26 protein-coding genes, 1 pseudogene and 1 riboswitch are annotated in these 26532 nt (G+C 72.7%); of the genes and pseudogenes, 12 read left to right on the plus strand and 15 right to left on the minus strand.

Annotated elements, in window-relative coordinates; all coding sequences use genetic code 11:
• The 10 genes from IEV65_RS15815 to IEV65_RS15330 all read right to left on the minus strand — a co-directional run.
• On the minus strand, positions 1–163 hold a 163-nt coding region (locus IEV65_RS15815), incomplete at its 3' end, for an antitoxin (protein WP_229735349.1).
• Positions 164–285: 122 nt separating this feature from the next.
• Positions 286–630 (minus strand): type II toxin-antitoxin system HicB family antitoxin, encoded by a 345-nt coding sequence (locus IEV65_RS15290; RefSeq protein WP_188432293.1) that lies wholly within the window; start codon positions 628–630, stop codon positions 286–288.
• A complete protein-coding gene (locus tag IEV65_RS15295) occupies positions 627–875 on the minus strand; it encodes a toxin HicA (RefSeq protein WP_188432295.1) in 249 nt (82 codons plus the stop codon). The genes IEV65_RS15290 and IEV65_RS15295 overlap by 4 nt, the downstream gene beginning before the upstream one ends.
• 85 nt (positions 876–960) lie before the next feature.
• Positions 961–1968: a tyrosine-type recombinase/integrase gene (locus IEV65_RS15300; protein ID WP_229735346.1), complete on the minus strand. Its 1008-nt coding sequence runs from the start codon at positions 1966–1968 to the stop codon at positions 961–963.
• Positions 1969–2313: 345 nt separating this feature from the next.
• Entirely contained in the window at positions 2314–2886 is a 573-nt protein-coding gene (locus IEV65_RS15305; RefSeq protein ID WP_188432297.1) for a hypothetical protein, read from the minus strand.
• Between the two features lie 61 nt (positions 2887–2947).
• Complete coding sequence (locus tag IEV65_RS15310; RefSeq protein WP_188432299.1) at positions 2948–3358, minus strand: type II toxin-antitoxin system VapC family toxin; 411 nt, start codon at positions 3356–3358, stop codon at positions 2948–2950.
• Positions 3345–3575 carry a FitA-like ribbon-helix-helix domain-containing protein gene (locus IEV65_RS15315; RefSeq protein ID WP_188432301.1) on the minus strand — a complete coding sequence of 77 codons (231 nt, stop codon included), beginning with the start codon at positions 3573–3575 and terminating at the stop codon, positions 3345–3347. The genes IEV65_RS15310 and IEV65_RS15315 overlap by 14 nt, the downstream gene beginning before the upstream one ends.
• A gap of 96 nt (positions 3576–3671) precedes the next feature.
• On the minus strand, positions 3672–5258 hold the full coding sequence (locus IEV65_RS15320) for a precorrin-2 C(20)-methyltransferase (protein WP_188432303.1): 1587 nt from the start codon (positions 5256–5258) through the stop codon (positions 3672–3674).
• Positions 5255–5935 (minus strand): precorrin-8X methylmutase, encoded by a 681-nt coding sequence (locus tag IEV65_RS15325; protein ID WP_188432305.1) that lies wholly within the window; start codon positions 5933–5935, stop codon positions 5255–5257. The genes IEV65_RS15320 and IEV65_RS15325 overlap by 4 nt, the downstream gene beginning before the upstream one ends.
• Entirely contained in the window at positions 5932–7077 is a 1146-nt protein-coding gene (locus tag IEV65_RS15330; protein WP_188432307.1) for a ferredoxin-like domain-containing protein, read from the minus strand. The genes IEV65_RS15325 and IEV65_RS15330 overlap by 4 nt, the downstream gene beginning before the upstream one ends.
• Positions 7078–7147: 70 nt before the next feature.
• Positions 7148–7214, plus strand: a riboswitch (cobalamin riboswitch).
• Between the two features lie 91 nt (positions 7215–7305).
• Between IEV65_RS15330 and cobN the strand changes: the two genes are divergently transcribed.
• From cobN to IEV65_RS15375, 9 genes are all read left to right on the plus strand, one after another.
• On the plus strand, positions 7306–11031 hold the full coding sequence (cobN, locus tag IEV65_RS15335; RefSeq protein WP_188432339.1) for a cobaltochelatase subunit CobN: 3726 nt from the start codon (positions 7306–7308) through the stop codon (positions 11029–11031).
• The gene (gene cobF, locus IEV65_RS15340) at positions 11028–11852 is read left to right on the plus strand and encodes a precorrin-6A synthase (deacetylating) (RefSeq protein WP_188432309.1); all 825 of its coding nucleotides are present in this window, start codon (positions 11028–11030) and stop codon (positions 11850–11852) included. The genes cobN and cobF overlap by 4 nt, the downstream gene beginning before the upstream one ends.
• A gap of 22 nt (positions 11853–11874) precedes the next feature.
• Complete coding sequence (locus IEV65_RS15345) at positions 11875–12279, plus strand: ankyrin repeat domain-containing protein (RefSeq protein WP_188432311.1); 405 nt, start codon at positions 11875–11877, stop codon at positions 12277–12279.
• 209 nt (positions 12280–12488) lie between these two features.
• Positions 12489–14615 (plus strand): MMPL family transporter, encoded by a 2127-nt coding sequence (locus IEV65_RS15350; RefSeq protein ID WP_188432313.1) that lies wholly within the window; start codon positions 12489–12491, stop codon positions 14613–14615.
• 4 nt (positions 14616–14619) lie between these two features.
• Positions 14620–15879, plus strand: coding sequence for a sensor histidine kinase (locus tag IEV65_RS15355; RefSeq protein ID WP_229735347.1), 1260 nt, complete (start codon positions 14620–14622; stop codon positions 15877–15879).
• Complete coding sequence (locus IEV65_RS15360; RefSeq protein ID WP_229735348.1) at positions 15876–16535, plus strand: response regulator; 660 nt, start codon at positions 15876–15878, stop codon at positions 16533–16535. Before IEV65_RS15355 ends, IEV65_RS15360 begins: the two co-directional genes overlap by 4 nt.
• A gap of 57 nt (positions 16536–16592) precedes the next feature.
• Positions 16593–17774 carry an LLM class flavin-dependent oxidoreductase gene (locus IEV65_RS15365; RefSeq protein WP_188432315.1) on the plus strand — a complete coding sequence of 394 codons (1182 nt, stop codon included), beginning with the start codon at positions 16593–16595 and terminating at the stop codon, positions 17772–17774.
• A 1-nt stretch (position 17775) separates the two neighbouring features.
• Positions 17776–18438 (plus strand): FMN reductase, encoded by a 663-nt coding sequence (locus IEV65_RS15370; protein ID WP_188432317.1) that lies wholly within the window; start codon positions 17776–17778, stop codon positions 18436–18438.
• A gap of 104 nt (positions 18439–18542) precedes the next feature.
• Positions 18543–19250, plus strand: a complete 708-nt coding sequence (locus IEV65_RS15375) for a matrixin family metalloprotease (RefSeq protein WP_188432319.1) — start codon at positions 18543–18545, stop codon at positions 19248–19250.
• Here IEV65_RS15375 and IEV65_RS15820 read toward each other — a convergent pair.
• Positions 19247–20911: pseudogene (locus IEV65_RS15820) on the minus strand (D-glucuronyl C5-epimerase family protein). The gene IEV65_RS15375 and the pseudogene IEV65_RS15820 sit on opposite strands and share 4 nt — an antisense overlap.
• A gap of 50 nt (positions 20912–20961) precedes the next feature.
• Here IEV65_RS15820 and IEV65_RS15390 point away from each other — a divergent pair.
• Positions 20962–21417 carry an NUDIX hydrolase gene (locus IEV65_RS15390; RefSeq protein WP_188432326.1) on the plus strand — a complete coding sequence of 152 codons (456 nt, stop codon included), beginning with the start codon at positions 20962–20964 and terminating at the stop codon, positions 21415–21417.
• 4 nt (positions 21418–21421) lie between these two features.
• A complete protein-coding gene (locus IEV65_RS15395) occupies positions 21422–22219 on the plus strand; it encodes a PIG-L family deacetylase (protein ID WP_188432327.1) in 798 nt (265 codons plus the stop codon).
• Here IEV65_RS15395 and IEV65_RS15400 read toward each other — a convergent pair.
• The 4 genes from IEV65_RS15400 to IEV65_RS15415 form a co-directional block, all read right to left on the minus strand.
• On the minus strand, positions 22216–22968 hold the full coding sequence (locus IEV65_RS15400; RefSeq protein ID WP_188432328.1) for an amino acid ABC transporter ATP-binding protein: 753 nt from the start codon (positions 22966–22968) through the stop codon (positions 22216–22218). The genes IEV65_RS15395 and IEV65_RS15400 overlap by 4 nt on opposite strands.
• Positions 22965–23633 carry an amino acid ABC transporter permease gene (locus tag IEV65_RS15405; protein ID WP_188432330.1) on the minus strand — a complete coding sequence of 223 codons (669 nt, stop codon included), beginning with the start codon at positions 23631–23633 and terminating at the stop codon, positions 22965–22967. The genes IEV65_RS15400 and IEV65_RS15405 overlap by 4 nt, the downstream gene beginning before the upstream one ends.
• Positions 23634–23645: 12 nt before the next feature.
• Positions 23646–24515: a transporter substrate-binding domain-containing protein gene (locus IEV65_RS15410; RefSeq protein ID WP_188432331.1), complete on the minus strand. Its 870-nt coding sequence runs from the start codon at positions 24513–24515 to the stop codon at positions 23646–23648.
• Between the two features lie 189 nt (positions 24516–24704).
• Positions 24705–25730 carry a saccharopine dehydrogenase gene (locus tag IEV65_RS15415; RefSeq protein WP_188432333.1) on the minus strand — a complete coding sequence of 342 codons (1026 nt, stop codon included), beginning with the start codon at positions 25728–25730 and terminating at the stop codon, positions 24705–24707.
• A gap of 274 nt (positions 25731–26004) precedes the next feature.
• On the opposite strand from IEV65_RS15415, the gene IEV65_RS15420 reads away from it, so the two are divergent.
• Positions 26005–26532: hypothetical protein (locus IEV65_RS15420; RefSeq protein ID WP_188432335.1), on the plus strand; the 528-nt coding region annotated here is incomplete at its 3' end.

Below are 26532 nucleotides of genomic sequence, written 5' to 3' on the forward strand. Positions count from 1 at the left end.
TCTCCGCGGACGTAAGGCGCACGGCGATCACCTGCATCGGCTCAGCTCCACGGCCGGGGCGTCCTCGCCCGCGGCGCTTGAGCTCCTCCACGTCGTACCCGGCCTCGGCCTGGTCAGCCCACTTCTGGATCTGCTCATCCGTCACTCGGTCATCACCTGCCATGAACAAAGCGTATAACGAAAATATGGCGCAGGGAAGGCTGGACGGCGGATGGCAGGCGGGCGACCCGCGGCAGGTCGGGCGAGCGTAGCCGTCCTCCACGCGGCAGTACAGGATGTGTCGGCTCAGGATGCGTCGCCAAGTTTGCGGACGACGTACTGGTTGAGACTGAGGTGTTCTTCGGCTGCCTTGATCGCTAGTTGGCGGTGGAGTCGTTCGCCGACGCGGAGGTTGAACTTGCCCGAGTAGGCCCGTGAGGACAATGGCTCGGGGATCGACTCGCTGCTGAGGTGCAGGTCTTCCACGACGTCGTGCACCAGATCGCGCAGGCCGTGCAAGGCCTCGTCCTGTGTGGGGGCGAGCCAGGACAGGGAGGGCAGCTCAAGGCAGGTGGCGACGAACTCCTCGTCCTCGGGAGACCAGCTGACGCGGTAGGTGTAGTGCGAGACGTCGGGCATCGTGGCGCTCACTGGGCTGCCTCCTTCTTCTCGATCGCTGCCAGGACCTGGCGGACCTGGTACGGCTTGGCCTTGCCGTGGTCGTTCTGGATATTCACTCGCGGGTCGCCGGGCCACGGGGTCTTGAACACGGCGTGCGAGCCGCCGCTGGTCCTGGGTGGGCCGAAGTTGTGCTCGCACACCTTGGCGAGATCCTCGTACCGGATGTTGCTCGGGTTGGCTCGCATCTGAGCCAGGATCTTGGCAACGGACGGCACTCCTACAACGGTACTATCGGCAGTACCACGACGCAACGGTCTCCGGTTCACCCCAACCCTCGTCGCGGCAGTTCCCTCGCCTCCCTCAGGTGCCGGAGGCCATGTAGGCAGCCAGGATGTAGTTGGGGTGACGGTCGAGGTTCGTGCGTGCTCGGTCGTAGCGCATGGTGGTGCGGGGGTCGGCGTGGCGCGCGGCGATCTGGACGTCGCGCAGGTCCACGCCGGCATCGAGCATGGTGGTGACGAAGGTGTGGCGGAGCATGTGCGGGTGCATCCGGGGGAGGTTGATGCCGGCGTCGTCAGCCAGGTGGTGCAGGCGACGGGTCGCGGCGTGCCGGTCCATCCGCCCGCCCTGCCGGTTGCGCAGGATCGGTCCTTCTTCACGGCGGTCGACGGCGCGTTCGATCGCACGCTGCACGGCTGGCGGCAGGGGTGTCAGGACGACCTTGCCTCCCTTGCCACGGACCTTGAGGACCCGGTGGCCGTGCTCCTCACGCAGGCCCTCGATGTTCGCGCCGCACGCCTCGAAGATCCGCAGTCCGAGCAGGCCGAGCATGGTGACGAGGGCGAAGTCGTTGATGTTGGCGCTGGCGCGGCCGGCCTGGAGCATCGCCTCGAACTGCAGGTGGGACAGGCCCAGGGTGGGTGATTCGGGTGGCACGTGCGGGCGGCGGACGTGGTCGGCCGGGGAGGCGGTCAGGACACAGTCGATGACGGCCGTGCGGTAGAACCCGATGACGACGGACAGCCTCCGGGAGATCGTGGACGGCTTGTACCGGCGGTTCTCCTGCATCCACCGCACGTACAGTTCGACGTGCACCCGGTGGGCGGCCAGCGGGTCCAGCCGACGTTCGGCGCACCAGTTCAGGAAGGCGCGCAGGTGCGACTCGGTGTGCGTACGCGTCTGCCCGGTGTAACGGGCAAGGTGCGCGGCCACCGCCTGGCGCAGCGCGGCAACGGAGGGGTCGTCGGTCGAAATTGGAACGAGGGCGGAGGTGATCTGGAAGTTGTTCATGAACCATCGTGACCCGGAGATGATCGATGCAAACTCGAGACGACCGACGCGCGGCATGGTCGGACGCCACGCGTTCACAGCGGCATGGTCGGACGCCACGCGTTCACAGCGGCATGGTCGGACGCCACACGTTCACAGTGGCAAGAGCGGGCGTTCGGACGACGGCCGAGACTGGCGGCTTGACGGAGAAGTCCGCCTGGCCGGTGCGATCACCACGAAGGCGGTCCGGGCAGTGTCGGCGTCTTCAGTTCCCCGCATCGACGGCACTCAAGAAGTCGGTCGGCGTCGGCGTGATCCAGAACCCTCCATGCGTGACCGAGTCGCAACCAGCATCCGAGCTTCCTCCGGTTCATGTCCCGCAGCGTGGCATCAGTCGGACGGGTGCACAATCACCATTCTGAAGGTGGCACTTCCGGATGTTTCCTAGGGCGAGGGGTTGAGCCTGACCTGTCCCAACTGTCGGCCGTCGTGGCCGAGAATCGACAGCCGTTGCGCGCGTCGCCCGGGCCAGGCGACGACGCATCGCCCATGCCATGGAACCGCGATCTGCCGACCCTCGAGGACGAGATGGGCAACGTCTACGTTGACCCGCACGAGGACGTAGTTAATCCACCGCCCGCGGGTGGTCCACCACCCTTTGTGATGACCGTCCAGGATGCCGCCGGCGCCTTCCAGCGCCAGGATCCGGGGATCCACACCAAGGCTTGCGCTCCTGCGGGCAGGCAGTTCTGCAGGCCGCTCGTGGAGGGCGTCGTCATCCAGTGCTCCACCGCCACCACCGCCGAGGATCACCCACTCACCGTCGTGACGAGCAAAGACATGAGTTTCCTCGACGTTGCAGCCCACGCTCCTGCGCGCGAACATGGTCACCGCTACGTCGTCGGAGACGTCGACCGCCATCGCGGCATGCCGGCGACGGCGGCTCAGGCTCCTCACCGGAGTGAGCTCGCGAGACTCGATGAGTCGGAGGCCTTCTGCAACGGCGTCATAGGCCATGCCTCAACCTACGGCTAGAAGGGGCAGACAGACCGCGGGCCGCCGCACCACCCGCGGCATGTCAGTGAGGACGCGAGGGGGGCTTGACGACTTCGATGGGGCATGTCGGGCCTGGGGCTCGCGCGATGCGCCGATCTCCGGTCAGGAGTGTTGCCTGCAAGGCCTCGGCCAGTGCGACGTAGGAGGCGTCGTAGACGGTCAGGTTCTCCCGCAGCTCCCAGCAGCGCATGAGCAGCGCTCTGTGATCGACCCGCTGCAGCGGCAGGGCGCGCAGGTCGTCCAGGGCGAAGGCGAGACGCCGAGCGTCCAGCTGGCCGCTGCGCGCGAGTCCTCGCCACACCGACACGACCTCCAGGTCGATCAGGCTCGGCGCCGCCAGGTCCTCCCCGCGCAGCCGCGCGCGGAGGTGGTCTCCGTCCGGTCCGTCGTCGAGCAGGGCGACGGCCAGGACACTGGCGTCAACGACGAGCACGCTCGAACCGCAGCGTGCTCACCGCGTCGGCCAGTGGTAGCTTGCCGCCGGCTCGGTTCCCGGCTCGCTCGAGGACCTCGTCCAGCGTCGGCTGCTGGGCGTCCCGGATCAGCCGGGCGCGCAGGTACTCCTGGAGCGACTGGTGGGCTGCCGACGCGCGCTCCTTCAGGACGGCGTGCGTCTCCTCCGGGACGTTCTTGATCTGGATGTTGGGCATGGCGCCATTATGGCTCCAGCAGAGCCCGAATGGAACCTCTCGCTCATCGGCGGATCCGGTCTGTCACACACCTCGGCGCGAGCCCTCCAGAGTCCATCAGCCGCCGACGGACGGCACCGCCGCGACCGCACGCGGCGTCCACACCCGCCCGTCCGGGGTCACGCGCGTGCTCGAGGCGCCCACGATCACCGTGCAGCCCATGTCGACGGTCTCCGGGTCCAGGCCGCCCAGCGTCGTGACCTGCAGCTCCTCACCGTCGCGCCCGACCTGACGCGCGACGACGACCACCCGGTCCGGACCGACCGCGTCGATCAGCAGCTGCCGCGTGGCGCCGAGAGTGTCGGGACGGCTGCGCGAACGCGGGTTGTAGAGGGCCACCGCCAGGTCCGCCCGCACGAGGGCCAGGAGCCGCTCGGCCAGCACCTCCCACGGCTTGAGGTTGTCCGAGAGGTTGACCAGCGCATGGTCCCCGCCGAGCACCGCCCCGGCCAGGGCGGAGGCGGCGTGCGCCGCGGTGATCCCGGGTATGACGTGCACGGGCACGGCGGCATACCTCGCCTCGTCCTGGGCCTGGCTCTCGAAGACGGCGGTCGCCATCCCGAACACCCCGGCGTCGCCGCCGGAGACGACGGCGACGTCCTCGCCGCGGAGGGCGAGGTCGAGCGCCAGGCTGCCGCGGTCGAGCTCGACGGTGTTGCCGCTGGCGTGCCGGGTGAGCCCGGGGCGCTGGGGCACCCGCGCCACATAGGGCGCGTAGCCGATGACGTGGTCGACCCGACCCAGGACCTCGGCCGCCTCGGGAGAGAGCCACCTGTCCGGCCCCGGACCCAGACCCACGACGTGCACGGTGCCGGTGGTGGTCCCGTTTGAACTCGTCGTGGCGGTGGCCGTGCCGCGCCTGGTCGGCTCGCGGCGGCTGCCCGCCCGCCCCGCGTCGTCGGCACGCAGGTCCTGACCGGGGACGAGCACGAGCGACAGGTAGGGCACGGTGCCCGGGTCCACGTCGGCCGCGGGCAGGACGCGCTGGCCGGCACCCGAGGCCCGCTCGACGTAGACCGCCCGGTCGAGCACGCCCGCCTGCCGCAGCGCCTCCCGCACGCCGGCGAAGGTGCGACCGAGCTTCATGACCACGGCCGCGTCGGTGTCGGCCAGGCGACGGGCCAGCTCGGGCACCGGCAGCGTCCCCGACAGCACGGTGAGCGTGTCCTCGTGGCGGCACAGCGGGGTGCTGGCAGCGGCGGTGGCGGCGCTGAGCGACGTGATGCCGGGCACGACCTCGGTGGGCCACTGCGGGGAGAGACGGTCGAGGACGTACATCGGGGAGCCGTAGAACAGCGGGTCGCCCAGGGCCACGAGGGCGACGGTGCGCCCCTGCGCCAGGTGGGCCTCGAGTCGCTCGGCGCACTCCTCGTAGAAGTCGGTCAGCGCCCCGTAGTAGCCGTCCGGATGGTCCGTGGACCCTGTCGTGACGGGGTAGCGCAGCTCCTCCTCGACCACTCCCTCGGGCAGCAGGTGGGCGACGATCGAGCGCGCGTTGCTCGTGCGCCCCGTGCCGGCGTGGAAGGCGACGACGTCCGCCGAGCCCAGGATGCGCGCGGCCCTGAGCGTGAGCAGCTCCGGGTCGCCCGGCCCGACGCCGATGCCGTAGAGCCGGCCCTCGCCCCCGCCTTCGCCCCCGCTCACGCGATCTCCGCCTCGGTCGCCAGCGCGTTGACCGCCGCGGCCGCCATGGCCGACCCGCCGCGCCGCCCGTGCACGACCAGCCACGGCACCTGCCCGCCACCCGGGAGCTCGTGCGTCGCCAGGGCCCGCTTGGACTCCGCCGAACCGATGAAGCCGACCGGCATCCCGACGACGGCCGCCGGACGCGGTGCCCCGTCCGCGATCATCTCGAGCAGGTGGAACAGCGCCGTCGGGGCGTTGCCGATCGCGACGACCGCGCCCTCCAGGTGCCGCTCCCACAGCGACACGGCAGCGGCGGCGCGCGTCGTCGACCAGGCCTGCGCCAGACCGGGCACGCGCTCGTCGCGCAGCGTGCAGACCACCTCGTTGTCGGCCGGCAGCCGGCGCCTCGTGATCCCCGAGGCCAGCATGTGCGAGTCGGTCAGGACCGGCGCCCCCGCCCGCAGCGCGTCCCGCGCGGCGGCGACGACGCCCGGGTGGGCGGCGACGTCCCGGTGCACCTCGACGTCGCCGGCGGCGTGGATCACCCGCACCATCACGGTCGCGAGCGCGGGGTCGAGCCCGGCCAGCGCCCCGGCCGCCTCGGCCCGCACCGTCGCGAACGACCGCTCGTAGATCGCTGCCCCGTCCGTCTCGTAGTCGTAGCGCCTCGTCGGCGCGCGCAGCCCGTCGGTCATCGCGGGCCTCCTTCCTGGGGGTATGCCGTGCCCGCCCGGCCCGTCCGGTCCGCCGCCAGCACGGCGCCCGGCCCCTCCGGCTCCAGCACGAGCACGTGGTCCTGCGCGGGTCGGCCGCAGCCGCGCCCGCAGCCGACGACGTGGATCCGGGGGCCGTCGGCCACCAGGCGCGGCAGCACCTCCCGCACGAACGGCACGGTCGGGGTGCGGCCACGGTGGCACGAGGGCGCGCCCGGGCACGCGGTCACGCGCGTGGCGGCCGAGGTGGCGTCGACGAGCAGGCCGACCGAGGCGAGCTGATCGGCATACCGGGCACCGCCGGTGAGCGCCACGGACCGCCACGGGGTCACCCGGACCTGCTCCGTGACCGAGGCGAGGACGCGCACCTGCTCGGGCGTCAGGAGACCGAGGGGGAGACCGACGAGCAGGTCGTCGGCGCCGTGGACGCCGGGGGAGGGCGGCGAGGGTGCGGGCACGGCGGCCATCGGCTCGAGGTCGAGCTCCTCCGACAGCAGCCGCAGCAGCTCGGCCCGGGCGTCGGCCGTGAGGTCAGCGACCGTCCAGATCCCCGGGTCGCCGGCCCGGACGTGCAGGAACGCCTGTCCGGTCGCGGCGAGCGCCGCGGGCGCGCGGTCGGCCGAGCAGGGCGCGCGGTGGCCGGCGACGCGGATCTCGTCGGGCAGCCAGGCGACGTCCAGCGGCGCGCCGAGCACCCACCCGGCGGGGCCGGCGACGCCGACCAGGAAGCGGCCGGGGAGCCCGCCGAGCAGCGGGTCGTCCAGCAGCAGCGCGTCGTAGGCTGCGGCGACCTCCGCCGCGACCGGGTCGAAGGGGTCGGCGAGGACGTTGCGGGCCAGCTCGTGGGCGGCCGAGGGGAAGAGCCCGGTCGCGACCAGCTCGTCGACGAGGGGCGCAGGCAGCGGGTCGGGCAGGCCGCGCAGCTGGAGGGCGCCGCGGGAGGTCACGCTCAGGTCGGGGTCGCCGCCGTGCCGTGCGGCGATCCTGCTCAGCGTCGCCAGCGCGGCGGTGGTCACGGCGCCACCGGGCACCCGCACGCGCACGATCGCGCCGTCGCCGGACACGAACGGCCTGCTCAGGCCGGGGCAGCGGTCGGCTCCGCCGCGGGTCATGGGTCCCCTCACGGGCGCACACTCTAGGCGGAGCCGGGAGCCGGCCCGTCCCGTGGTTAGATCAGCCCGGCTGATCCAGCACGGAACCCGGTGCAAGTCCGGGACGGTCCCGCCACTGTGAGCCGCGCACGACGCGGTGAGTCAGAGACGTCGGGTCGGCCGGCCCGCGGCGTGGTCGCGGGTCCCGTTCTCGACCGCGGGGCGCGGACCCCGCAGGAGGCTCCGGCCATGCCGTCCACCATGCCCACGATCGCGCTCGTCTCGACGTCGGACACCGACCTGCTGTGCGCCCGCGCGGCCGACGCCGACTACCTCTACGCCAACCCGGTCCGCACCGACGAGGCGGCGCTGGCCGAGCTGGCCGCGCGCGCCGACGTGGTGGTCGTGCGCATCCTCGGCGGCCCGGACGACGTGCCGCCGGTCCTGCGCGGCCTCACCGCGACGCCGCTCGTCGTCCTCGGGGGCGAGCAGTCGCCCGACGCCGCGCTGATGGAGCTCTCGACGGTGCCGGCCGGCGTGGCCCACGAGGCGCACCGCTACCTGGCCGAGGGCGGGGTGGACAACCTCACCCAGCTGCACCGCTTCCTCTCCGACACCCTGCTGCTGACCGGGGAGGGCTTCGAGCCGCCCGCCGCGCTGCCCGCCTGGGGCGTCGTCGAGCGTCCCGCACCTGAGCCCCGCCCGACCGGCCCGACCGGCACCGCAGCGCCCCGCCCCCGCGTCGGCATCCTCTTCTACCGCGCCCAGCTCGCCGCCGGGAACACCGCCTACGTCCACGCGCTCGCCGACGCCGTCGACGCCGCGGGCGGCCACGCCGAGGTCATCCACGCCACCTCCCTGCGCGAGGCCCCCGAGGATCTGCTCGAGCACCTGGGCACCCTCGACGCGCTCGTCACCACCGTCCTCGCCGCCGGCGGCACCCGCCCGGCCACGGCCTCCGCGGGCCAGGACGACGAGTCCTGGGACGTGGAGGCCCTGGCGCGCCTCGACATACCGATCCTGCAGGGTCTGTGCCTGACCTGGGGACGCGAGCAGTGGGCGGAGTCACCGGACGGCATGTCGCCGCTCGACGTCGCCACCCAGGTCGCGGTGCCCGAGTTCGACGGGCGGATCGTCACCGTCGCGTTCTCCTTCAAGGAGCTCGGTGAGGACGGGCTGCCGGCCTACGTCCCCGACCCCGAGCGCTGCGCCCGCGTCGCGGGCATCGCCGTCGCCCACGCCCGGCTGCGCCACACCCCGCCCGCCGAACGCCGGGTCGCCGTCGTCCTGTCGGCCTACCCGACCAAGCACTCGCGCATCGGCAACGCGGTCGGCCTCGACACCCCGGTCTCCACGGTCCGCCTGCTCCGCGCGATGCGAGACGCCGGCTACGATCTCGGCGAGCGCGGCGCCATACCGGGCCTCGACGCGGACCTGCTCGAGCCGGTCGACGGGGAGGACCCGGACACCACCGCCGGCAACGCGCTCATCCACACCCTCATCGCCGCGGGCGGGCAGGACCCGGAGTGGCTCACGCAGGAGCAGCTCACCGAGCACCACGTGCGCATCCCCGCGAGCCGGTATGCCGCGTGGTTCGACGCCCTCCCCGAGGGCCTGCGCGAGCCGATGACCCGGGCCTGGGGGCCCGCCCCCGGCGAGCTGTATGTCGACCGCGGCACCGCCGGCCAGGAGCCGGCGATCGTCGCCGCGGCCCTGCGGGCCGGCAACGTCACGGTCCTCGTGCAGCCGCCGCGCGGCTTCGGGGAGAACCCGGTCGCGATCTACCACGACCCCGACCTGGCGCCGAGCCACCACTACCTGGCGACCTACCGCTGGATCGAGGAGGAGTTCGGCGCGCACGCGATCGTCCATGTCGGCAAGCACGGCAACCTCGAGTGGCTGCCGGGCAAGAACCTCGCGCTGTCGGCCGAGTGCGGCCTCGACGCCGCGCTCGGCAACGTCCCGCTCATCTACCCCTTCCTCGTCAACGACCCCGGCGAGGGCAGCCAGGCCAAGCGCCGCGCCCACGCCACGATCGTCGACCACCTCGTGCCGCCGATGGCGCGGGCCGAGAGCTACGGCGACATCGCGCGCCTGGAGCAGCTGCTGGACGAGTACGGCAACGTCTCGGTCATGGACCCCGCCAAGGCCCCGGCGCTGCGCGGCGAGATCTGGACCCTGCTCAAGGCCGCCGAGATGCACCAGGACCTCGGCCTCGAGGAGGACGTCGACCTCGACGACGCCGACGGCTTCGACGAGCTGGTCATGCACGTCGACGGCTGGCTCTGCGAGATCAAGGACGTGCAGATCCGCGACGGCCTGCACGTGCTCGGCCAGGCGCCGCAGGACGAGGGCATGGTCAACCTCGTGCTCGCGATCCTGCGCGCCGGCCAGATGTTCGGCGGCTCCGGCGACGGCGTCCCCGGCCTGCGCTCCGCCCTCGGCCTGGCGGGTGGCGAGGGCGCGGAGGGCACCGCGCGGACCGACCGGGTCGAGGAGGTCGCGCGCGCGCTCGTCGAAGCGGTCGCCGCGACCGGCTGGGACGCCGACGCCGTGCCCGAGGTGACCACGGCCGTCCTGGACGGTATGACGTCGCCCGGCGACGCGGCATACCTCGCCTCCGTGGACCGCGCCGGGGTCGAGGCCTCGCTGCGCTTCGGCTGCACCCAGGTCGTGCCCCGCCTGCGCGAGACCACGGGCGAGCTGTCGATGGTGCTGCACGCGCTCGACGGGGGCTACGTGCCGGCCGGCCCGTCCGGCTCGCCGCTGCGCGGGCTGGTCAACGTGCTGCCGACGGGGCGCAACTTCTACTCCGTGGACCCCAAGGCGATCCCGAGCCGGCTGGCCTACGAGACCGGCGTGGCGATGGCCGAGTCGCTGCTCGAGCGCTACCGCGCGGAGACCGGCGAGCTGCCGCGCTCGGTCGGGCTCTCCGCGTGGGGCACGAGCGCGATGCGCACCTCCGGCGACGACGTCGGCGAGGTGCTGGCGCTGCTCGGCGTGCGCCCGGTCTGGGACGAGCAGTCCCGCCGCGTCGTCGGCCTCGAGCCGGTCGACCTCGCCGAGCTGGGCCGGCCCCGCATCGACGTCACGGTGCGGATCAGCGGCTTCTTCCGCGACGCGTTCCCGCACGTCGTGGCGCTCCTCGACGACGCGGTCGCGCTGGTCGCCGGGCTGGAGGAGAGCGACGAGGACAACTACGTCCGGGCGCACGTGCGGGCCGACCTGGCCGAGGGCGGTGACGACGAGGCCGCGGCCCGCCGGGCCCGCACCCGGATCTTCGGATCCAAGCCCGGCACCTACGGCGCCGGCGTGCTGCAGGTCGTCGAGGCCGGCACCTGGCGCGACGACCAGGACCTCGCCGAGGTCTACACCGCCTGGGGCGGCTACGCCTACGGCCGCGGCCTCGACGGCGCCCCGGCCCGCGAGGAGATGGAGCGCACCTACCGCCGCATCCAGGTCGCGGCCAAGAACGTCGACAACCGCGAGTCCGACATCCTCGACTCCGACGACTACTTCCAGTACCACGGCGGCATGGTCGCCACCGTCCGCGCGCTCACCGGCGCCGCGCCCCGCGCCTACGTCGGCGACTCCACGACCCCCGACGACGTGCGCACCCGCACGCTGCGCGAGGAGACCGCACGCGTCTTCCGGTCGCGCGTGGTCAACCCGCGCTGGATCGAGGCGATGCGCCGCCACGGCTACAAGGGCGCCTTCGAGCTCGCGGCGACGACCGACTACGTCTTCGGCTTCGACGCGACCGCCGGGGTCGTCCCGGACTGGATGTATGCCGCGCTCAGCCAGTCCTACGTGCTCGACGAGGCGACCCAGGACTTCCTCAAGCACGCCAACCCGTGGGCGCTGCGCTCGATCGTCGAGCGGCTGACCGAGGCGATCGACCGCGGCCTGTGGGAGGAGCCCGACCCCGAGCTCGTCCGCCAGCTCCAGGAGGTCTACCTCGACGTCGAGGGGCAGCTGGAGGAGTGAGCCCGCAGCCCGTGAGCGTGCGCCGGGTCCACGTCGTCGGGATCGGCGCCGGCGACCCCCGCCACCTGACCCTGCAGGCCGTCGACGCGCTCCGCGAGGTCGACGTCTTCCTCGTCGCGGACAAGGAGGCCGACGGGTCGCGCGACGCACGAGGCCTGCTCGAGGCCCGCACTGCGGTGCTCGCCGCGCATCTCCCGCCCGGCAGCTATCAGGTCGTGCGCGTGCCCGACCCGCCCCGGGGGGACGGTGAGCGGCGCGACCCCGCCGGGCGCGCGGCATACCTGGAGGGGGTGCGGGCCTGGCACCGGGCCCGCACGCAGAGGTATGCCGAGGTGCTCGACGGTCTCGACCCTGGCTTGGTCGTGGGCTTCCTGGTGTGGGGGGACCCGGCGTTCTACGACAGCACGATCCGGGTGGTCGACGCGGTCGCGGAGCGGGTCCGGGTGCCGCTCGACGTGCGGGTGGTGCCGGGCATCTCGGCCTTCCAGGCGCTGGCGGCCGCGCAGGGCACCGTGCTGCACGAGGTGGGCGAGCCGGTGCACGTGACCACCGGGCGGCGGCTCGTGCAGGAGTGGCGCGCGGCGCGCGCGGGCGGCGTCGAGCTCGGGCGGGTCGTGGTCATGCTCGACGGTGGCCTGGCCTGTCGCGAGCTCGTCGGGGAGGCGCCGGACCTCACGATCTGGTGGGGCGCCTGCCTGGGGCTGCCGCAGCAGGAGCTGCGCTCCGGGCGGCTCGCGGACGTGGTCGACGAGATCGCCCGGGTGCGGGCGCGGATCCGTGCGGAGCACGGCTGGGTGATGGACGTCTACGCGCTGGGCTGACGGGTGCGTAGGCTCACGAGGCATGAGCGAGCACCCGGACCAGGAGACCGTCGACCTCGCGCACGCGCTCTTCGACCTCGCCCGGCAGGGGCAGGCGGAGCGGCTAGTCGCCTATGTCGACGCCGGCGCGCCGGTCGACCTCACGGACCCGGCCGGCAACACCCTGCTGATGCTCGCGGCCTACCACGGGCACGCGGCACTCGTGGGTGAGCTGGCGCGGCGCGGGGCTGACGTCGACCGGCTCAACGACCGCGGGCAGTCGCCCCTCGCGGGGGCGGTCTTCAAGGGGGTGCCGGAGGTGATCTCGGTTCTCGTGGAGCACGGGGCCGACCCGGACGGCGGGACGCCGACCGCCCGGCAGACGGCGGAGATGTTCGGGCGGGCGGGCCTGTTCGACGGCGTTCGTGCCCGACCGGACAGGCGTTAGTGCCCGACCGGACAGGCGTTGCTGCCTGACCGGACAGGCGTTGCTGCCCGACCGGACAGGCGTTAGTGCCCGACCGGACAGGCGTTGCTGCCGGAGTGCTGGCCTCGGGCAACTATTCGGCGCGTTCGGCGGGGTGGGGGGCAGGATCAACCGAAGGGTTGAGGCGGACGGGCAGAGCAGGAAGGGGTGCTCTTCCTACCGTCGAAGACATGCTCTCCCACCGTCTTCCCCACCTCCTGACCGGCCGCGGTTCGGCCTGGCTCACCCTCCTCCTCGGTCTCGTCGTCGCCGTCGGGCTGATCGGCGGGCTGCGCGGTGCCGAGGTGGCCGCCGGCCACGGGGCCGCGCCGAGCACCTCTGAGTCGAGCACCGTCTCCGAGCTCGTCCAGGAGCTGCCCGGCGCCGACGTCCAGACCCTCGTCGTCATCGCCACCCGCACCGACGGCTCCGCCCTGACCGCCGCGGACCAGCAGGGCCTCAAGGCGCTGTCCGGCACGCTCCCCGCCGCCGAGGGCGAGCAGGCGTTCGGGCCGATCATGAGCGAGGACGGCGAGGCCGGGATGGTCCAGGTGCCGGTGCGCTTGGACCCCACCGACAACGACGCGCTCCGGTCCGTGGTCGACGACGTGCGCGGGGCGGTCGTCGAGGGCCTGCCCGCCGGGCTCGAGGCCCAGACCACAGGTGGCTCCGCCTTCGGCGCCGACATCGCCGCCTCCTTCGACGGTGCGAACGTCACCCTCCTGCTCGTCACGGTCGGCATCGTCGGCCTGCTGCTCCTGCTGACCTACCGCTCGCCGGTGCTCTGGCTGGTCCCCCTCGTCGTCGTCGGGCTGGCCGACCAGGTCGCGGGGCTGGTGACCAAGGCCGTCGGCCAGGCGCTCGATCTCAGCTTCGACAGCGGCATCATCAGCGTCCTCGTCTTCGGCGCGGGCGCCAACTACGCGCTGCTCCTCATCTCCCGCTACCGCGAGGAGCTCCACCGCCATGAGGACCACCGTGAGGCGCTCCGGGCCGCCTGGCGGGGCAGCGTCCCCGCGATCCTGGCGAGCAACGTCGCCGTCGTGCTCGCCCTGTCCACCCTCGCCTTCGCCTCCCTCCCCGGGACCCGCGGCCTGGGCATCGCCTCAGCCGTCGGCCTGGTCGTCGCCCTCGCCTCGGTCGTGTTCGTCCTGCCCGCAGCCCTGGCGGTCGTCGGCCGGCGCGCCTTCTGGCCCTTCGTGCCCCGCCCGGACCGGCGTGCGGACGAGACCGGTCACGACGGTCGTGCCGACCGCGGCATCTGGGGCCGCGTCGCCGCGGGCGTCGTCCGTCGCCCCTGGCAGGTGCTCGCCGCCGGGCTCGTCCTGCTCGCCGTGATGACCACCGGTCTGCTCGGCACCCAGGTCGGCCTGAGCCAGGTGGACCGCTTCCGTGGCGCCTCCGGGGCGGCCACGGGTCTCGAGGTCGTGGCCGACCACTTCCCGGCCGGCAGCGCGGCCCCGTTCACGATCGTCACCGCCGCGGCCGAGCTGGAGGCCGTGACCGAGGCGGTCACCGCCGTCGACGGTGTCGAGATGGTCCGCCCCAGCGCGGCCGGCGAGACCACCTCGCGCGGCGAGGTCGCCACCCTGACCGTCGTCAGCGACGGCGCACCCGGCAGCCAGGCCGAGCGCGACCTGGTGAAGCGGCTGCGCGAGACGGTCCGCTCCGTGCCCGGCGCCGACGCCCTCGTCGGCGGGTCCGCGGTGACCGACGTCGACTCCCGCGACGCCGCCCGCGCCGACCTCTTCCTCGTCGCCCCGCTCGTGCTCGGCGTCGTGGCCGTCGTCCTCGCGGTCCTGCTCCGCTCGCTCGTCGCCCCGCTGGTGCTGCTTGCCGTCAACGTCGCCAGCACCCTGGCCGCGATCGGCGCAGGAGCCTGGATCGGCCGGACGCTCTTCGGCTGGGAGGCGCTGGACACCGACGTACCCCTGCTGGCCTTCCTCTTCCTCGTGGCGCTGGGGATCGACTACACGATCTTCCTGGTCCACCGGGTCCGCTCGGAGGTGCGGGCGCTCGGGACCCGCGGCGCCGTCGTCCGCGGGGTGAGCACCACCGGCGTCGTCATCACCAGCGCGGGCATCGTGCTGGCGGGAGTCTTCGCCGCGCTCAGCGTGCTGCCGCTCATCACGCTGGGCCAGCTGGGCCTCATCGTCGGGCTCGGGGTCGTCGTCGACACGCTCGTCGTCCGCACCCTGTTCGTGCCGGCCGTCATCGCCCTGGTCGGCGACCGGATCTGGTGGCCGAGCCGCCCGCAGGACCCCAGGTTTCCGGCCGCGGCCGCGCACGACGGGCGCGAGCTCGTCCTGACACCATGAGGTGGTGAGCACCACGACACCCGCGATGATCCGCCGCCTGGCGCTGGTGCAGCACGTGCTGTTCGGCGCCCTGGTGGTCATTGGGGTCTGGCGTGCGCTCGCCACCGGCGCACACCCCGCCGCGCTCTCCGGCGCGACCGCGCTCCTGCTTCTCTGGTATGCCGTGGGCGCGCACCGCGCGGCCTCGGGCCCGGGGGGTGCGCCGCACCTCTCGTCCGTCGGGACGGCGCCGCGCCGCGTCGGGCCGGGCGGGTGGTGGTTCCTGGGGCTGGTGGTCTGCTGGCTGCTGACGGTCGCGGTCTCCCCGGAGCTCATCTGGGTGGCCTTCTCCCTCTGGCTGCTGGCGGCGCACCTGCTCCCGCTGCGCCTGGGGGTGGCCGTCAGCGTGCTCGTGCTCGCGGTCGTCGTCCTGCGGCCCTGGCCGGGCGGCCTCACGGTCGCCGAGGTCGTCGGTCCGGCCGTGGGGATGGTGTTCGCGCTGGCCCTCTCGCGCGGGCAGCAGCTGCTCGTGCGCGACGGGCTGGAGCGCGAGCGCCTGGTCGCCTCGCTCGTCGCGGCGCAGGAGGAGTCGGAGCTGCTGCACGCCGAGCTGGCGGAGGCCCAGCGCTCGGCGGGCGTTCTCGCCGAGCGCACCCGTCTCTCCCGCGACATCCACGACTCGCTCGCCCAGGGCTTCTCCTCGATCCTGCTGCTCGCCCGCGCGGGCGTCGCCACCCAGGACGCCGAGGCCGGGCGTCGCCTGCTGACGCAGATCGAGACCTCGGCCGCGGACGGGCTGGAGGAGGCACGGCGGGTCGTCGGCGCCCTCGCCCCCGCCCCGCTGGAGTCGGGGCTGGTCGAGGCGCTCCGTCGCCTCGTCGCGAGGGTCCAGGAGGAGACCGGTGTGGCCGGCGAGGTCCGGGTCGAGGGTGACGTCGCCGCGCTCCCGCCGGTCGTCGAGGTCGCGCTGCTGCGGGTGGCGCAGTCGGCCCTGGCCAATGTCCGTCAGCACGCGAGGGCCGGCCAGGTGGTGGTGACCGTCGCCGAGGTGGAGGACTCGGTGCGGCTCGACGTGGTCGACGACGGTCTCGGCTTCGACCCCGCCACGCTGACCGAGGCGCCGGACGTGGCCCGGGGCGGCTACGGCCTGCGCGCCTCCCGCCAGCGGCTCCGTGAGCTCGGCGGCGGCCTCGACATCGAGTCCGAGCCCGGTGGCGGCACGGCCGTCAGCGCCTCGGTGCCCCTGGCCCGGCCGGGCGGCGCCGGAGGGGCGGGGCGCTCGTGACCGGCGCGACGGCATACCCGGGGGAGGGGGTCCCGGTGCGCGTGCTCGTGGTGGACGACCACCCGGTGGTGCGGGCCGGGCTCTCCGCGCTCCTGGGCGTCCAGCCCGGGCTGCAGGTCGTGGGGGAGGCGGGCGGCGGCGAGGAGGCCATCCGTCTCGCCGCCGAGCTCGGTCCCGACGTCATCCTGTGCGACCTGCGGCTGGGCGAGGGTCCGGACGGCGTGGCGGTGACCCGGGCGGTGCGAGCGCGTCCTGCGGCCGCGCCGGCCGTGCTGATCCTCACCACCTACGACCACGACGCCGACCTGGTGCGCGCCGTCGAGGCGGGTGCGGCGGGCTACCTGCTCAAGGACGCCGCACCCACGGCGATCGTGGCCGCCATCGGGGCGGCGGCCCGCGGGGAGACGCTGCTCGGGCCTGAGCTGACCGAGCGCGTCGTCACGACGATGCGGGTGCGGAGGGCCGAGCTGTCGGCGCGCGAGCTGGAGGTGCTCCGCCTGGTCGCCGACGGGCTGTCCAACCGGGAGGTGGCGCGGCGGCTGGTCGTCAGCGAGGCCACCGTCAAGACCCACCTCAACCACGTCTTCGTCAAGCTCGGGGCCGAGAGCCGGACGGCGGCGGTCGCCGCAGCCCGGGCTGCCGGGTTGCTGGAATAGGTCGGGATGGTGCACTGTTGAGATAGTTGATTCGTCAATTACTCCGAGGAGAGGGTCATGCAGTTCGGTGTCTTCAGCGTCGGTGACGTCACCACCGACCCCACGACCGGCCGCACGCCCAGCGAGGGCGAGCGCATCGAGGCGATGACGCGCATCGCGCTCAAGGCCGAGGAGGTCGGGCTCGACGTCTTCGCGACCGGCGAGCACCACAACCCGCCGTTCGTGCCGAGCGCCCCGACCACGCACCTGGCCTACATCGCCGCCCAGACCGAGCGGCTGATCCTCAGCACCTCCACCACGCTCATCACCACGACCGACCCGGTCCGGATCGCGGAGGACTACGCCTTCCTCCAGCACCTGGCCAAGGGCCGCACCGACCTGATGATGGGCCGCGGCAACACCGGCCCGGTCTACCCGTGGTTCGGCAAGGACATCCGCCAGGGCATCCCGCTCGCGATCGAGAACTACCACCTGCTCCGCCGCCTCTGGCGCGAGGACGTCGTGGACTGGGAGGGCAAGTTCCGCACCCCGCTGCGCGGCTTCACCTCCACGCCCCGCCCGCTGGACGACACCCCGCCGTTCGTCTGGCACGGCTCGATCCGCTCGACCGAGATCGCCGAGCAGGCCGCTTACTACGGCGACGGCTTCTTCCACAACAACATCTTCTGGAACATCGAGCACACGGCGCAGATGGTCAAGCTCTACCGCCGCCGCTTCGAGCACTACCACCACGGATCCGCCGACCAGGCGATCGTCGGGCTCGGGGGACAGGTCTTCATGGCCGGCACCGAGGCCGAGGCCAAGCGGGTCTTCCGCCCCTACTTCGACAACGCCCCGGTCTACGGCCACGGCCCCAGCCTGGAGGAGTTCACCCGCGCGACGCCGCTCACGGTGGGCACGCCGGAGATGGTGATCGAGCGCACGCTGGGCTTCGCCGACGCGGTGGGTGACTACCAGCGTCAGCTCTTCCTCATGGACCACGCCGGCCTGCCCGTCGAGACGGTCCTCGAGCAGATCGAGATCCTCGGCACCGAGGTCGTCCCGGTGCTCCGGAAGGAGTTCGAGGCCCGCCGTCCCGCGCACGTCCCGAGCGACCCGCCCACCCACGCCTCGCTCGTCGCCGCCGGTCCCGAGGGCAAGCACCACCTCGTGGCCCCCGCCCGTCAGGCGACGGCCGCGGCGTCCGGCATCACCACCGGCACCACCACCGACACGACCAACGTCACCACCCGGAGCTGACATGAGCCGCCGCATCGTCGTCCTCACCGCCGGCCTCTCCCGGCCCTCCTCCACCCGTCTCCTCGCGGACCAGATCGCCGAGGCGGTGACCGCCCAGGTCACCGCCCGCGGCGAGGGCCTCGAGGTCGAGGTGATCGAGCTGCGCGAGCTGGCTCACGACCTCGCCACCACGATGACCACGGGCGGTATGCCGACGCCCGCCGTCACGGCGGCCCGGGACCTGGTGTCCTCCGCCGACGGGCTCATCGCGGTGACGCCGGTCTTCACGGCCAGCTTCTCCGGGCTGTTCAAGATGTTCATCGACGTGCTCGACACCGACGCGCTCAACGGCATGCCGGTGCTCATCGCCGCGACCGCGGGCACCGCTCGCCACCAGCTCGTCCTCGACCATGCGCTGCGGCCGCTGTTCAGCTACCTGCGCGCCGTCGTCGTGCCGACCGGCGTCTTCGCTGCCACCGAGGACTTCGGCGGCGGCGGGTCGGCCGAGCTGGGCCGCCGCGTCGCACGTGCGGCCTCCGAGCTCGCGGCCCTGGTGGTCGCCGAGACGGGTGCGGTCGGGGGATTCGTGCAGGACCTGGAGCCGGCCCGCCGCCGCTCGTCCGGCACCACCCTCGAGGAGGACGTCACCGACTTCGAGGACCTGCTCTCCGGCCTGGGCCAGTAGCCCGGGCGTCCCGCAGGGATCGCCACGCGAGACTCGGGAGGGGTCCTGACTCTCGCGTGACGATCGTCGCGGGACGACCTCGGCGCGTGGCCCACACTGGTCCCATGACCGAACGTGGCGCCGGCTCCGGCCTGGTGGCGACCCTGCTGGTCGTCGCCCTGGTCATCGGCGGCGCCGTGTGGCTGTCCCCGACCCTCGACCTCGGCGACGTCCGCGACACCGTGGTCCGCCACGACAGCCTCGACGGCGTGCCGGGCTCGGGCGGGGACGGCTACACCTTCATGTCCACCAGCTCCTCGGGCGCGCCCCTCACCTGGGCGTGCGAGGAGCGCATCGAGATCCTCGTCAACCCCGAGGGCGCCCCGGAGGGGTATGCCGAGCTCGTCGCCTCGGCCACCCACCGGCTCGACGAGGTGAGCTCGTTCACCGTCGAGGTGGTTGGGGAGACGGACGAGCGCGACTTCCTGGACCGTCGCGCGGGCCCCGTGCTGCTCGGCTGGGCCGACGAGGACGAGGTGCCCGCGCTCGCCGGCCCCGTGGCCGGGGTGGGGGGCGCGTCATACCTCAGCGGGCCGGGAGGAGGCGGTCGGGCGGTCGGCGGGATGGTGGTCGTCGATCGGGAGCTGCCGCGCGGCTGGTGGGCCGGGGTCGACGAGGAGTCGGTCGTCCTGCACGAGCTCCTGCACGTGCTGGGGCTCGGGCACACCGACGACCCGGACCAGCTGATGGCGGCCGAGAGCAACGGCCAGACCGGGCTGGGGGACGGCGACCTCGCCGGGATCGCGGCGCTCGAGGACGCGGCCTGCGGTTAGCCCACCCGCCAGCCGGGGTTGCGGTGGACCAGCACGGACGGCTGCACCGGCAGCCACCAGTCGCTCAGCCCGCCACCGGTGAGGTGGTAGGACGCGCGCCCGCCGGTGATCGCCGAGCGGTCCGCCGGGTAGTACTGCCCCGCGCGCAGCGTGACGAGCTTGCCGTCGACCTTGTCGCCGTTCGCGTCGTAGCGGTAGACGGCCAGGCTGGTGTCGGCGGCGACGTAGAGCCGGATGTCGGGCCCGTAGGCGTGGTGCTCGACGAGCTGGCGTGACCACGCCTTGCCGTAGGCCTCGGGTACCCACCAGTCCTCGAGCCAGCCCGCGCTGAGGCGGATCACCTTGGGCCCGCCGGGGACCTTGCCCCGCCGGTCGTAGGCCGCCCCGGTGACGTTGGAGACGGTGATCCGCTTCGTCTCGAGGATCTTCATCGACCGGTCCTTGATGTGCGCCGCGCCGTCGTCCAGCCGGTAGGCCACGGTCGTCCTCGGCGTGATGACGGCGAAGCCCGTGGTGTTGCGCCACTCCGGCCAGTCGTTGCGGTAGGCCGTCGCGCGCGAGACCCAGACCGAGTCGTGCGACATGCGGTAGAGCTGCAGGAACTGCTGCTGGTGGAACTGGTGGTAGGTCGGGGCCGGCTTGTGCTGCCACACCGAGTAGTAGCTGGTCCAGCCGATCCTGCGGAAGACCGACATCCCGGTCTTCTCCACGGTGTACAACGCCCCGCGGAAGAGACGCTCGGCCTCCGGGTGGTCCTGGCCGTTCATGTTCCAGTAGTCCCAGATCCCGAACATCGACCACATGTGCCCGTTGAGCACCCGCTCGCTGTCCATCACCGGGTAGCGGGAGTACTCCTCCAGCCAGAGCAGGCCGGCGGTGTCCCCGAACGCGCTGAATTAGCCCCGGCCGTCCGGCTCCTGCAGGAAGGCAGCGAAGGTGTGGTCCGCGGCGTCGCGCCACGCCTGGTCGCCGGTGACCTCGTGCAGCCGCACGAAGACCGACAGCGCCTGCCCGGAGGACATCCCCGACGACCACGGGGCGGTGAGGACGCCCCGCCCGTTGCGGTAGAGGTCGAAGTCGAAGTCGTAGGGGAAGTACCACGCGCCGTCGATCTCGTGACGGCGGTCGACGATCCGCTGGGCGTTCTTGAGGGCCACGTCGAGGTACTGCTGCTCGCCCGTGAGTCGGTAGGACTCCAGCGCGCTGAGGGCGTACTGCGCCTGGGCGACGGGGTGGTCGAAGATCTTGTCGCCCTCCCAGTCGGCGCGGAAGACGCGGACGCCGGTGGAGTCCACCAGCCCGAAGGGCACCCGCCGGACCGTGCCGCTCTCGTAGGCGCGCAGGCCCTGGGGGACCGGCTGCGGCTCGCGCGTGCTCTCCTCGAACGCCCCGAGGGGCTGACGGGGCACGTCGACCGGCCTGGGCGTGGACGTGGTGGTCTCCGCTGTCGTCGTCCAGGTATGCCGCTCAGGCACCGGCACCACCTCCACCCCGGTCGTCACGGAGCTCGTTGCGCCGGCGTCGTCGGGCTCGGACAGTCGGGCCGTGGCCGGCGACGAGACCATCAGTGCCAGAGCCAGTCCGACCAGCGTCCCACGCATCGTCCAGCGGTGCCCCATCGCACGCATCCTTCCCTGCAGGCGCCGCACGGCGTGCGGCATACCTCACGTCCTACGGAGTGTAGTCAGATGCGCTCACGTAGGGTCGGTGCGTGGATTTCGACACCCGGGTGGGCTGCTACGCGTGGATCGAGCGGGACGGTCAGGTCCTGCTCCCGCACTGGCGGGAGTGGGCGGCCACGGGTCGCGAGCACAGCGGGTGGACCCTCCCGGGAGGCGGCATGGAGGCCGGTGAGGCGCCCGAGGAGTGCTGCCTGCGCGAGGTGCGTGAGGAGACCGGTCTGGAGGTGCGGCTCAGCCGTCTGCTCGGGGTGCGCAACCACTGGGTCGCCGCCGAGGACCGGATCCACCACGCGGACCGCGGGCGCCCGCTCCAGGGTCTGCAGGTGGTCTACCTCGCCGAGGTCACCGGCGGCACGCTGACCGTCGAGGTCGACGGCTCGACCGACGACGTCCGATGGGTGCCGCTGGAGCAGCTGCCCGGGCTGCGGACGGTCTCCCTGGTCGACGCGGCGGCCGGGTGGGCGAGCGCGCACCGCATACCCTGACCGCGTGAGCACCTTCGTCTTCCTGCACGCCCACCCCGACGACGAGGCCTCGGGGACCGGCGGCACGATGCGCCTGCTGGCCGACGCGGGACACCGGGCGGTCTGCGTGTTCGCCACGAACGGCGACCACGGGACGGTGCCCGACGACCTGGCCGACGGGGAGACCGTCGTGGCGCGGCGGCGAGCCGAGGCGGAGGCGTCGGCGGCGCTGCTGGGCCTCGCCCGCGTCGAGTGGCTCGGCTACGCCGACTCCGGGATGTCGGGGTGGGACCAGAACTCCCACGAGGAGTCATTCCACACCGCGGACCTCGAGGAGGCGGCGGGTCGGCTCGCGGCCGTCCTCGACCAGGAGGACGCGGACGTCGTCGTGGGCTACGACTGGCACGGCGGCTACGGGCACCCCGACCACGTCAAGGTCCACCCGGTGGTGCACCGGGCGGCCGAGCTGGCGGCCCGGCGCCCGCGCGTGCTGGAGAGCACGCTCAACCGCGACGAGCTGCGGCGCCAGTTCCTGGCCGCCCGGTCCGCCGGGCTCGCCCCGGAGGCGGCGGGGTGGGACCCGGACGGCCCGGCCGACGACGGCAACCCCCTCGGCACCCCGGAGGCCGAGCTGCACTGGCGGGTCGACGTGCGGCCGGTGCTCGCCGTCAAGCGGGCCGCGCTCGCCCGCCACGCCTCGCAGGAGGACGTCCGGATGATGCTGTCGATGCCCGACGAGCACTTCGCGATCTCTTTCGGCGACGAGTGGTTCATCGAGGCCGGCCGGCCCGACGGGATCACCGTGGGGCTGCCGCTGGCCTAGTGCTCGGCCAGCTGCTGCAGGAACGCCCGGCCGCGGTCGCTGGTCGGGTGGTCGAGCACCTGCTCCGGCGGCCCCTGCTCCGCGATCCCGCCGTCGGCGAGCAGGACGACCCGGTCGGCGGCACGGCGGGCGAAGCGCATCTCGTGCGTGACGACCATCATCGTCATGCCCTCGTCCGCCAGCGTGCGCATCACGTCGAGCACCTCGCCCACCAGCTCGGGGTCGAGCGCGGAGGTGGGCTCGTCGAAGAGCATCACCGCCGGGTCCATCGCGAGCGCCCGCGCGATCGCGACCCGCTGCTGCTGACCGCCGGAGAGGTGGTCGGGGTAGGCGTCGGCCCGGTTGCCCAGGCCGACGCGCTCGAGCAGCGCCGCGCCGCGCTGGCGCGCCTCGTCGGACGACCGTCCCAGCACCTCCCGCTGCGCGACCGTGAGGTTGTCCATCACGGTCATGTGCGGGAAGAGGTTGAAGGACTGGAAGACCATCCCGATCCGGGACCTGAGGTGGTTCAACCCCTTCTCGGTGGAGGACAGCTGCTCGCCGTCCACCTCGATGGTGCCGGAGTCGATGCGCTCGAGGCCGTTGACGCAGCGCAGCAAGGTGCTCTTGCCGGCGCCCGACGGGCCGATGAGCGTGACCACCTCACCCTCGTGGACGTCGAGGTCGATGCCGTCGAGCACGGTGGTGCCGCCGAACCTCTTGACGATGCCGCGCATCCGCACGACCGGACGTGTCGTCTGCTCGCTCATGCCGCTGCCGGCCTCCTGTGCGCGCTGAGCCGGTGCTCGAGCCAGCTGACCAGGGCGGTCAGCGCGAGCACGATCACCAGGTAGTAGATGGCCACGACGATGTACGCCGTGAGGGGTTCGTAGGTCGACGCCGCCATGTTGCGCGAGGTCTGGAAGAGCTCGGTCATCCCGATGAAGGAGACGAGCGAGGAGTCCTTCACCGCGATGATGTACTGGTTGCCCAGCACCGGCAGCGTCGTGCGCAGCGCCAGGGGTGCCTGGACGCGCTTGAGGGTCTTGGCACGCGACATACCCAGCGAGCGCGCCGCCTCGGTCAGCCCCCGCGGCACCGCCTGGAAGCCGGACCGGAAGATCTCGGCGATGTAGGCGGAGTTGTGGAAGGCCAGCGCCAGAGCCCCGGCCCAGAAGGCCGGGAGCGTGACGATGGCGACCAGGCCGAAGTAGATGATGAAGATCTGGGTGATGAGCGGGGTGCCGCGGACCAGCCCGATGTAGGCCGTCGCCAGCCACCGCAGGGGCCGCACCCGGCTCATGGCCAGGGCGGCGACGAGCGCGCCGCCGACCATGGCCATGAGCAGGGCCGCCGCGGTCAGCCGGAGCGTGACCCACGTGGCGTCGACGAACAGCGGGGCGTACTCCGCGAACAGCTCGAGGAAGTCCTGCACGGGCCGGGTGCCTCAGCTGTCGCTGGTCTGGCTGGCGTCGTCCGTGCTCCCGCCGGAGTCGCCACCGACCGTGGAGATGTCCTTGCCGAAGTAGGTCTCGGAGATCTCGGCGTAGGTGCCGTCCTCCTTGATGCTGGCCAGCGCCTCGTTGAGCGCCTCCTGCAGCGCGGTGTTGCCGTCCTTGACCGCGAACGCCGGCTCCTCGGTGTAGAGCGGCGCCCCGCACTCGACGAGGTCCAGCCCCGACTCCTGGATCTGGTAGAGGCCGACGTTGCGGTCGGTCATCGCCGCGTCGAGGCGACCCGCGGCGACGTCCTGCAGGGCGGTGACGTCGGAGGAGAAGGTGCGGACCTCGCCCAGCCAGTCGCCCCCGTTGTCGGTGAGCCAGTCCTGGTATGTCGTGCCGCTCGCCACCCCGACGGTGGGCTTGTCCATCTCCTGCAGGCTGCTGCAGTCGGAGCCGGACGAGACGAACGCCTGGGCGCCGGAGACGTAGTAGGCGTCGGTGAAGTCGACCTGCTCGTCGCGCTCGGGGGTGGGCGTCATCGAGGCGATGAGCACGTCGTAGCGGTCGGCCTTGATGCCGCCGATGAGGGTGTCGAAGGCGCCGGTCTCGGCCTGGACCTCCAGGCCGAGCTCCTCGGCCACGGCGACGGCGATGTCGTGGTCGAAGCCGGTGAGGGTGTTGCCCTCGAAGTAGCTGAACGGCTGGAACTCGCCGCTCATGGCGGCGACCAGGGTGCCCTCCTCGATGAGACCGAGCTCGTTGCCCGCCTCGCCTGAGGATCCGTCGTCACCCCCGCAGGCGCTCAGGCCCAGGGCGAGGGCCGTGACGGCGGCCGCGCCCAGGGCGCGGCGGACGGTGCGGGGGGTGCGGAACATGGGGTTCTCCTCGGGTCGACCTTGCGTTCCCCGCCAACCTAACGAGGTCCGCAACTCGATCCGTCCCCCTTGCATCGGCCGCGTGGGTGCGCTACGCGCGCGCGCCTTGGGAGCGCGGAGGGCGCCGGGACGTGTCCCTTGCGAGCGTTATCGAATCGTTATCGAGGTGCTCTGCGACCCCGCGTTGGTTCAGTGCACGTGCTTGCGGAACCACTCCAGGCTCGCCGCCCACGGGCCCGAGCGGACCGCCAGGTCCGGCAGCAGCGGCGTGAGCTCGGCGGAGAAGCTCTCGCTGGACTCGCGCGGCAGCAGGGACGGCAGGTTGTCGATCGCGATGACCTCGAGCGGGTGCTCGTCGGTGCCGAACCGACGCACCGGCTCCTCCCACGTCGTGATCGATGTGTTGAAGGGCAGCAGGTTGGCCTCGGAGGTCACGTCGCAGGTGACGTCACCCACCGTGCGCAGCCGGCGCGGGGCGTCGACCTCGGCAGCGCTGACGAACGGCTCCTGCTTGTCGTGGCTCACCACGCAGTTGACCAGGAGGTCGTGCCCCAGCAGCGCGGGCCTGTCCAGGACCTTGGTGTCGGCACGGTCCCAGCGCGTCACCTCGCAGCCCGCCACGCCCAGCGCCTCCACGGCACCTGTGCCCGAGCGCCCGCGCGAGCCGATGACCAGGGCGCGCTCCGGCGTCGTGGGCGTGCTCTCGCGCAGCCGGGCGTCGAGGTCGTCCCGGGTCATCGGAGCCACGGCGCCGTCGAGCAGCCCGCGGTGACGGAGGACGGAGAGCGCGGCACCGACATACCCGGCCCAGAAGCCGAAGGCGACGACGCGCTTGCCGTCGACGGTGAGGTACTCGACGTCGAGGAGCTCGCCGCCGCCGCGCCGGAACCGGTCGAGCACCTCCTCGGCGCCCTCCTGACCCTTGTAGGCGTGGGCGAAGAAGACGTGCGTGTGCTGCAGGTCGGTGGGCTGCTCCGGCAGCTCCTTGATGCCGACGACCACCGCGCCCTCCGGCGCGTCGACCCACGAGCCTGCCGGGGCGGTCTCGCAGCCGGCCTCGACGTACTCCTCCAGCGGCACGATCCGGGTCGGGGACTCCTCGACCGTCACCGTGAACCCGTCGGCGACCAGCCGGGCGGCGTCAGCGGGGACGATGGGCACTCGCTGCTCGGTGGGGCGGGCCTCGGCGCGGATCCACAGGTGGGGTCGGGTCATGGGGACAAGGGTAGAGCCGGCCGGGTGGGCGCTGTCCCCGGTGACGGCACGTCTGCGCCAGGTCACAGAGCGATCACGTTTCGGTCTGGAGTAGGTAAATTGCCACTGGAGGCCTTGCGCGTGGGCGTGGGGGGGGGGAACCTTCGGATGCCGAGGGGACGCCTCGCGTAACGCTGCCGGTCATCGCGACGCGACGCGGCCCCATGACCACCCTTTGAAAGGACCGCCTGTGCACCAACTTCTTACGACAGGGGTTGCCGCAGCCTCCAGCCTGGTGGCCGCCGCCGTCATCACCGCCACGCCTGCCATCGCCTCTAGCTGGCAGTACCCGAACGACACCGGCAGTCCGCTGAGGGTCTACTACGACGGCACGGAGCGTGGAGCCGTCGCTTTTGCCTGGAGAACTGGTCTGAACAACGCGGGCGCATACAGCGGACTGAGCGCCTTCAGGCTCGATGACCGGCGCACGGATGGACACATGGTCTACGGGCGCAGCATCACTCAGTCCAACGCCGGCATCTGCGTCTCGCCGGAGTACACGTCCTGTTCCCAGGGCTGGTACAACTACTCGTCGGCCAACTCCCAAGGTTGGGGTTCGACCACCTGGAGCGGCTGGTTCTACCAAAGCGCACCGACCGATCCCGGCGCCGACTACCACCGAGGACGGGCACTGGCCTGCATCCAGATCAACTACTGGCCGGATCACTGTGACGGAAGCGTCTACACCCGGGGCGTCCAGGTTTGTCGACGGCGCTCGAAAACTGAGCAGTTTCGGCGGTCGAAGAATGAGCAGGTTCAGTCT

Source organism: Ornithinimicrobium tianjinense (assembly GCF_014636495.1).
In the GTDB taxonomy this organism is placed as follows: domain Bacteria; phylum Actinomycetota; class Actinomycetes; order Actinomycetales; family Dermatophilaceae; genus Ornithinicoccus; species Ornithinicoccus tianjinensis.

Excerpts from the sequence above, each read along its gene's own strand:
- IEV65_RS15305 (WP_188432297.1), bottom strand. The coding sequence starts at position 2,886 with ATGGCCTATGACGCCGTTGCAGAAGGCCTCCGACTCATCGAGTCTCGC.
- IEV65_RS15315 (WP_188432301.1), bottom strand. The coding sequence starts at position 3,575 with ATGCCCAACATCCAGATCAAGAACGTCCCGGAGGAGACGCACGCCGTC.
- IEV65_RS15325 (WP_188432305.1), bottom strand. The coding sequence starts at position 5,935 with ATGACCGACGGGCTGCGCGCGCCGACGAGGCGCTACGACTACGAGACG.
- cobN (WP_188432339.1), top strand. The coding sequence starts at position 7,306 with ATGCCCACGATCGCGCTCGTCTCGACGTCGGACACCGACCTGCTGTGC.
- IEV65_RS15345 (WP_188432311.1), top strand. The coding sequence starts at position 11,875 with ATGAGCGAGCACCCGGACCAGGAGACCGTCGACCTCGCGCACGCGCTC.
- IEV65_RS15350 (WP_188432313.1), top strand. The coding sequence starts at position 12,489 with ATGCTCTCCCACCGTCTTCCCCACCTCCTGACCGGCCGCGGTTCGGCC.
- IEV65_RS15365 (WP_188432315.1), top strand. The coding sequence starts at position 16,593 with ATGCAGTTCGGTGTCTTCAGCGTCGGTGACGTCACCACCGACCCCACG.
- IEV65_RS15370 (WP_188432317.1), top strand. The coding sequence starts at position 17,776 with ATGAGCCGCCGCATCGTCGTCCTCACCGCCGGCCTCTCCCGGCCCTCC.
- IEV65_RS15375 (WP_188432319.1), top strand. The coding sequence starts at position 18,543 with ATGACCGAACGTGGCGCCGGCTCCGGCCTGGTGGCGACCCTGCTGGTC.
- IEV65_RS15400 (WP_188432328.1), bottom strand. The coding sequence starts at position 22,968 with ATGAGCGAGCAGACGACACGTCCGGTCGTGCGGATGCGCGGCATCGTC.
- IEV65_RS15410 (WP_188432331.1), bottom strand. The coding sequence starts at position 24,515 with ATGTTCCGCACCCCCCGCACCGTCCGCCGCGCCCTGGGCGCGGCCGCC.
- IEV65_RS15415 (WP_188432333.1), bottom strand. The coding sequence starts at position 25,730 with ATGACCCGACCCCACCTGTGGATCCGCGCCGAGGCCCGCCCCACCGAG.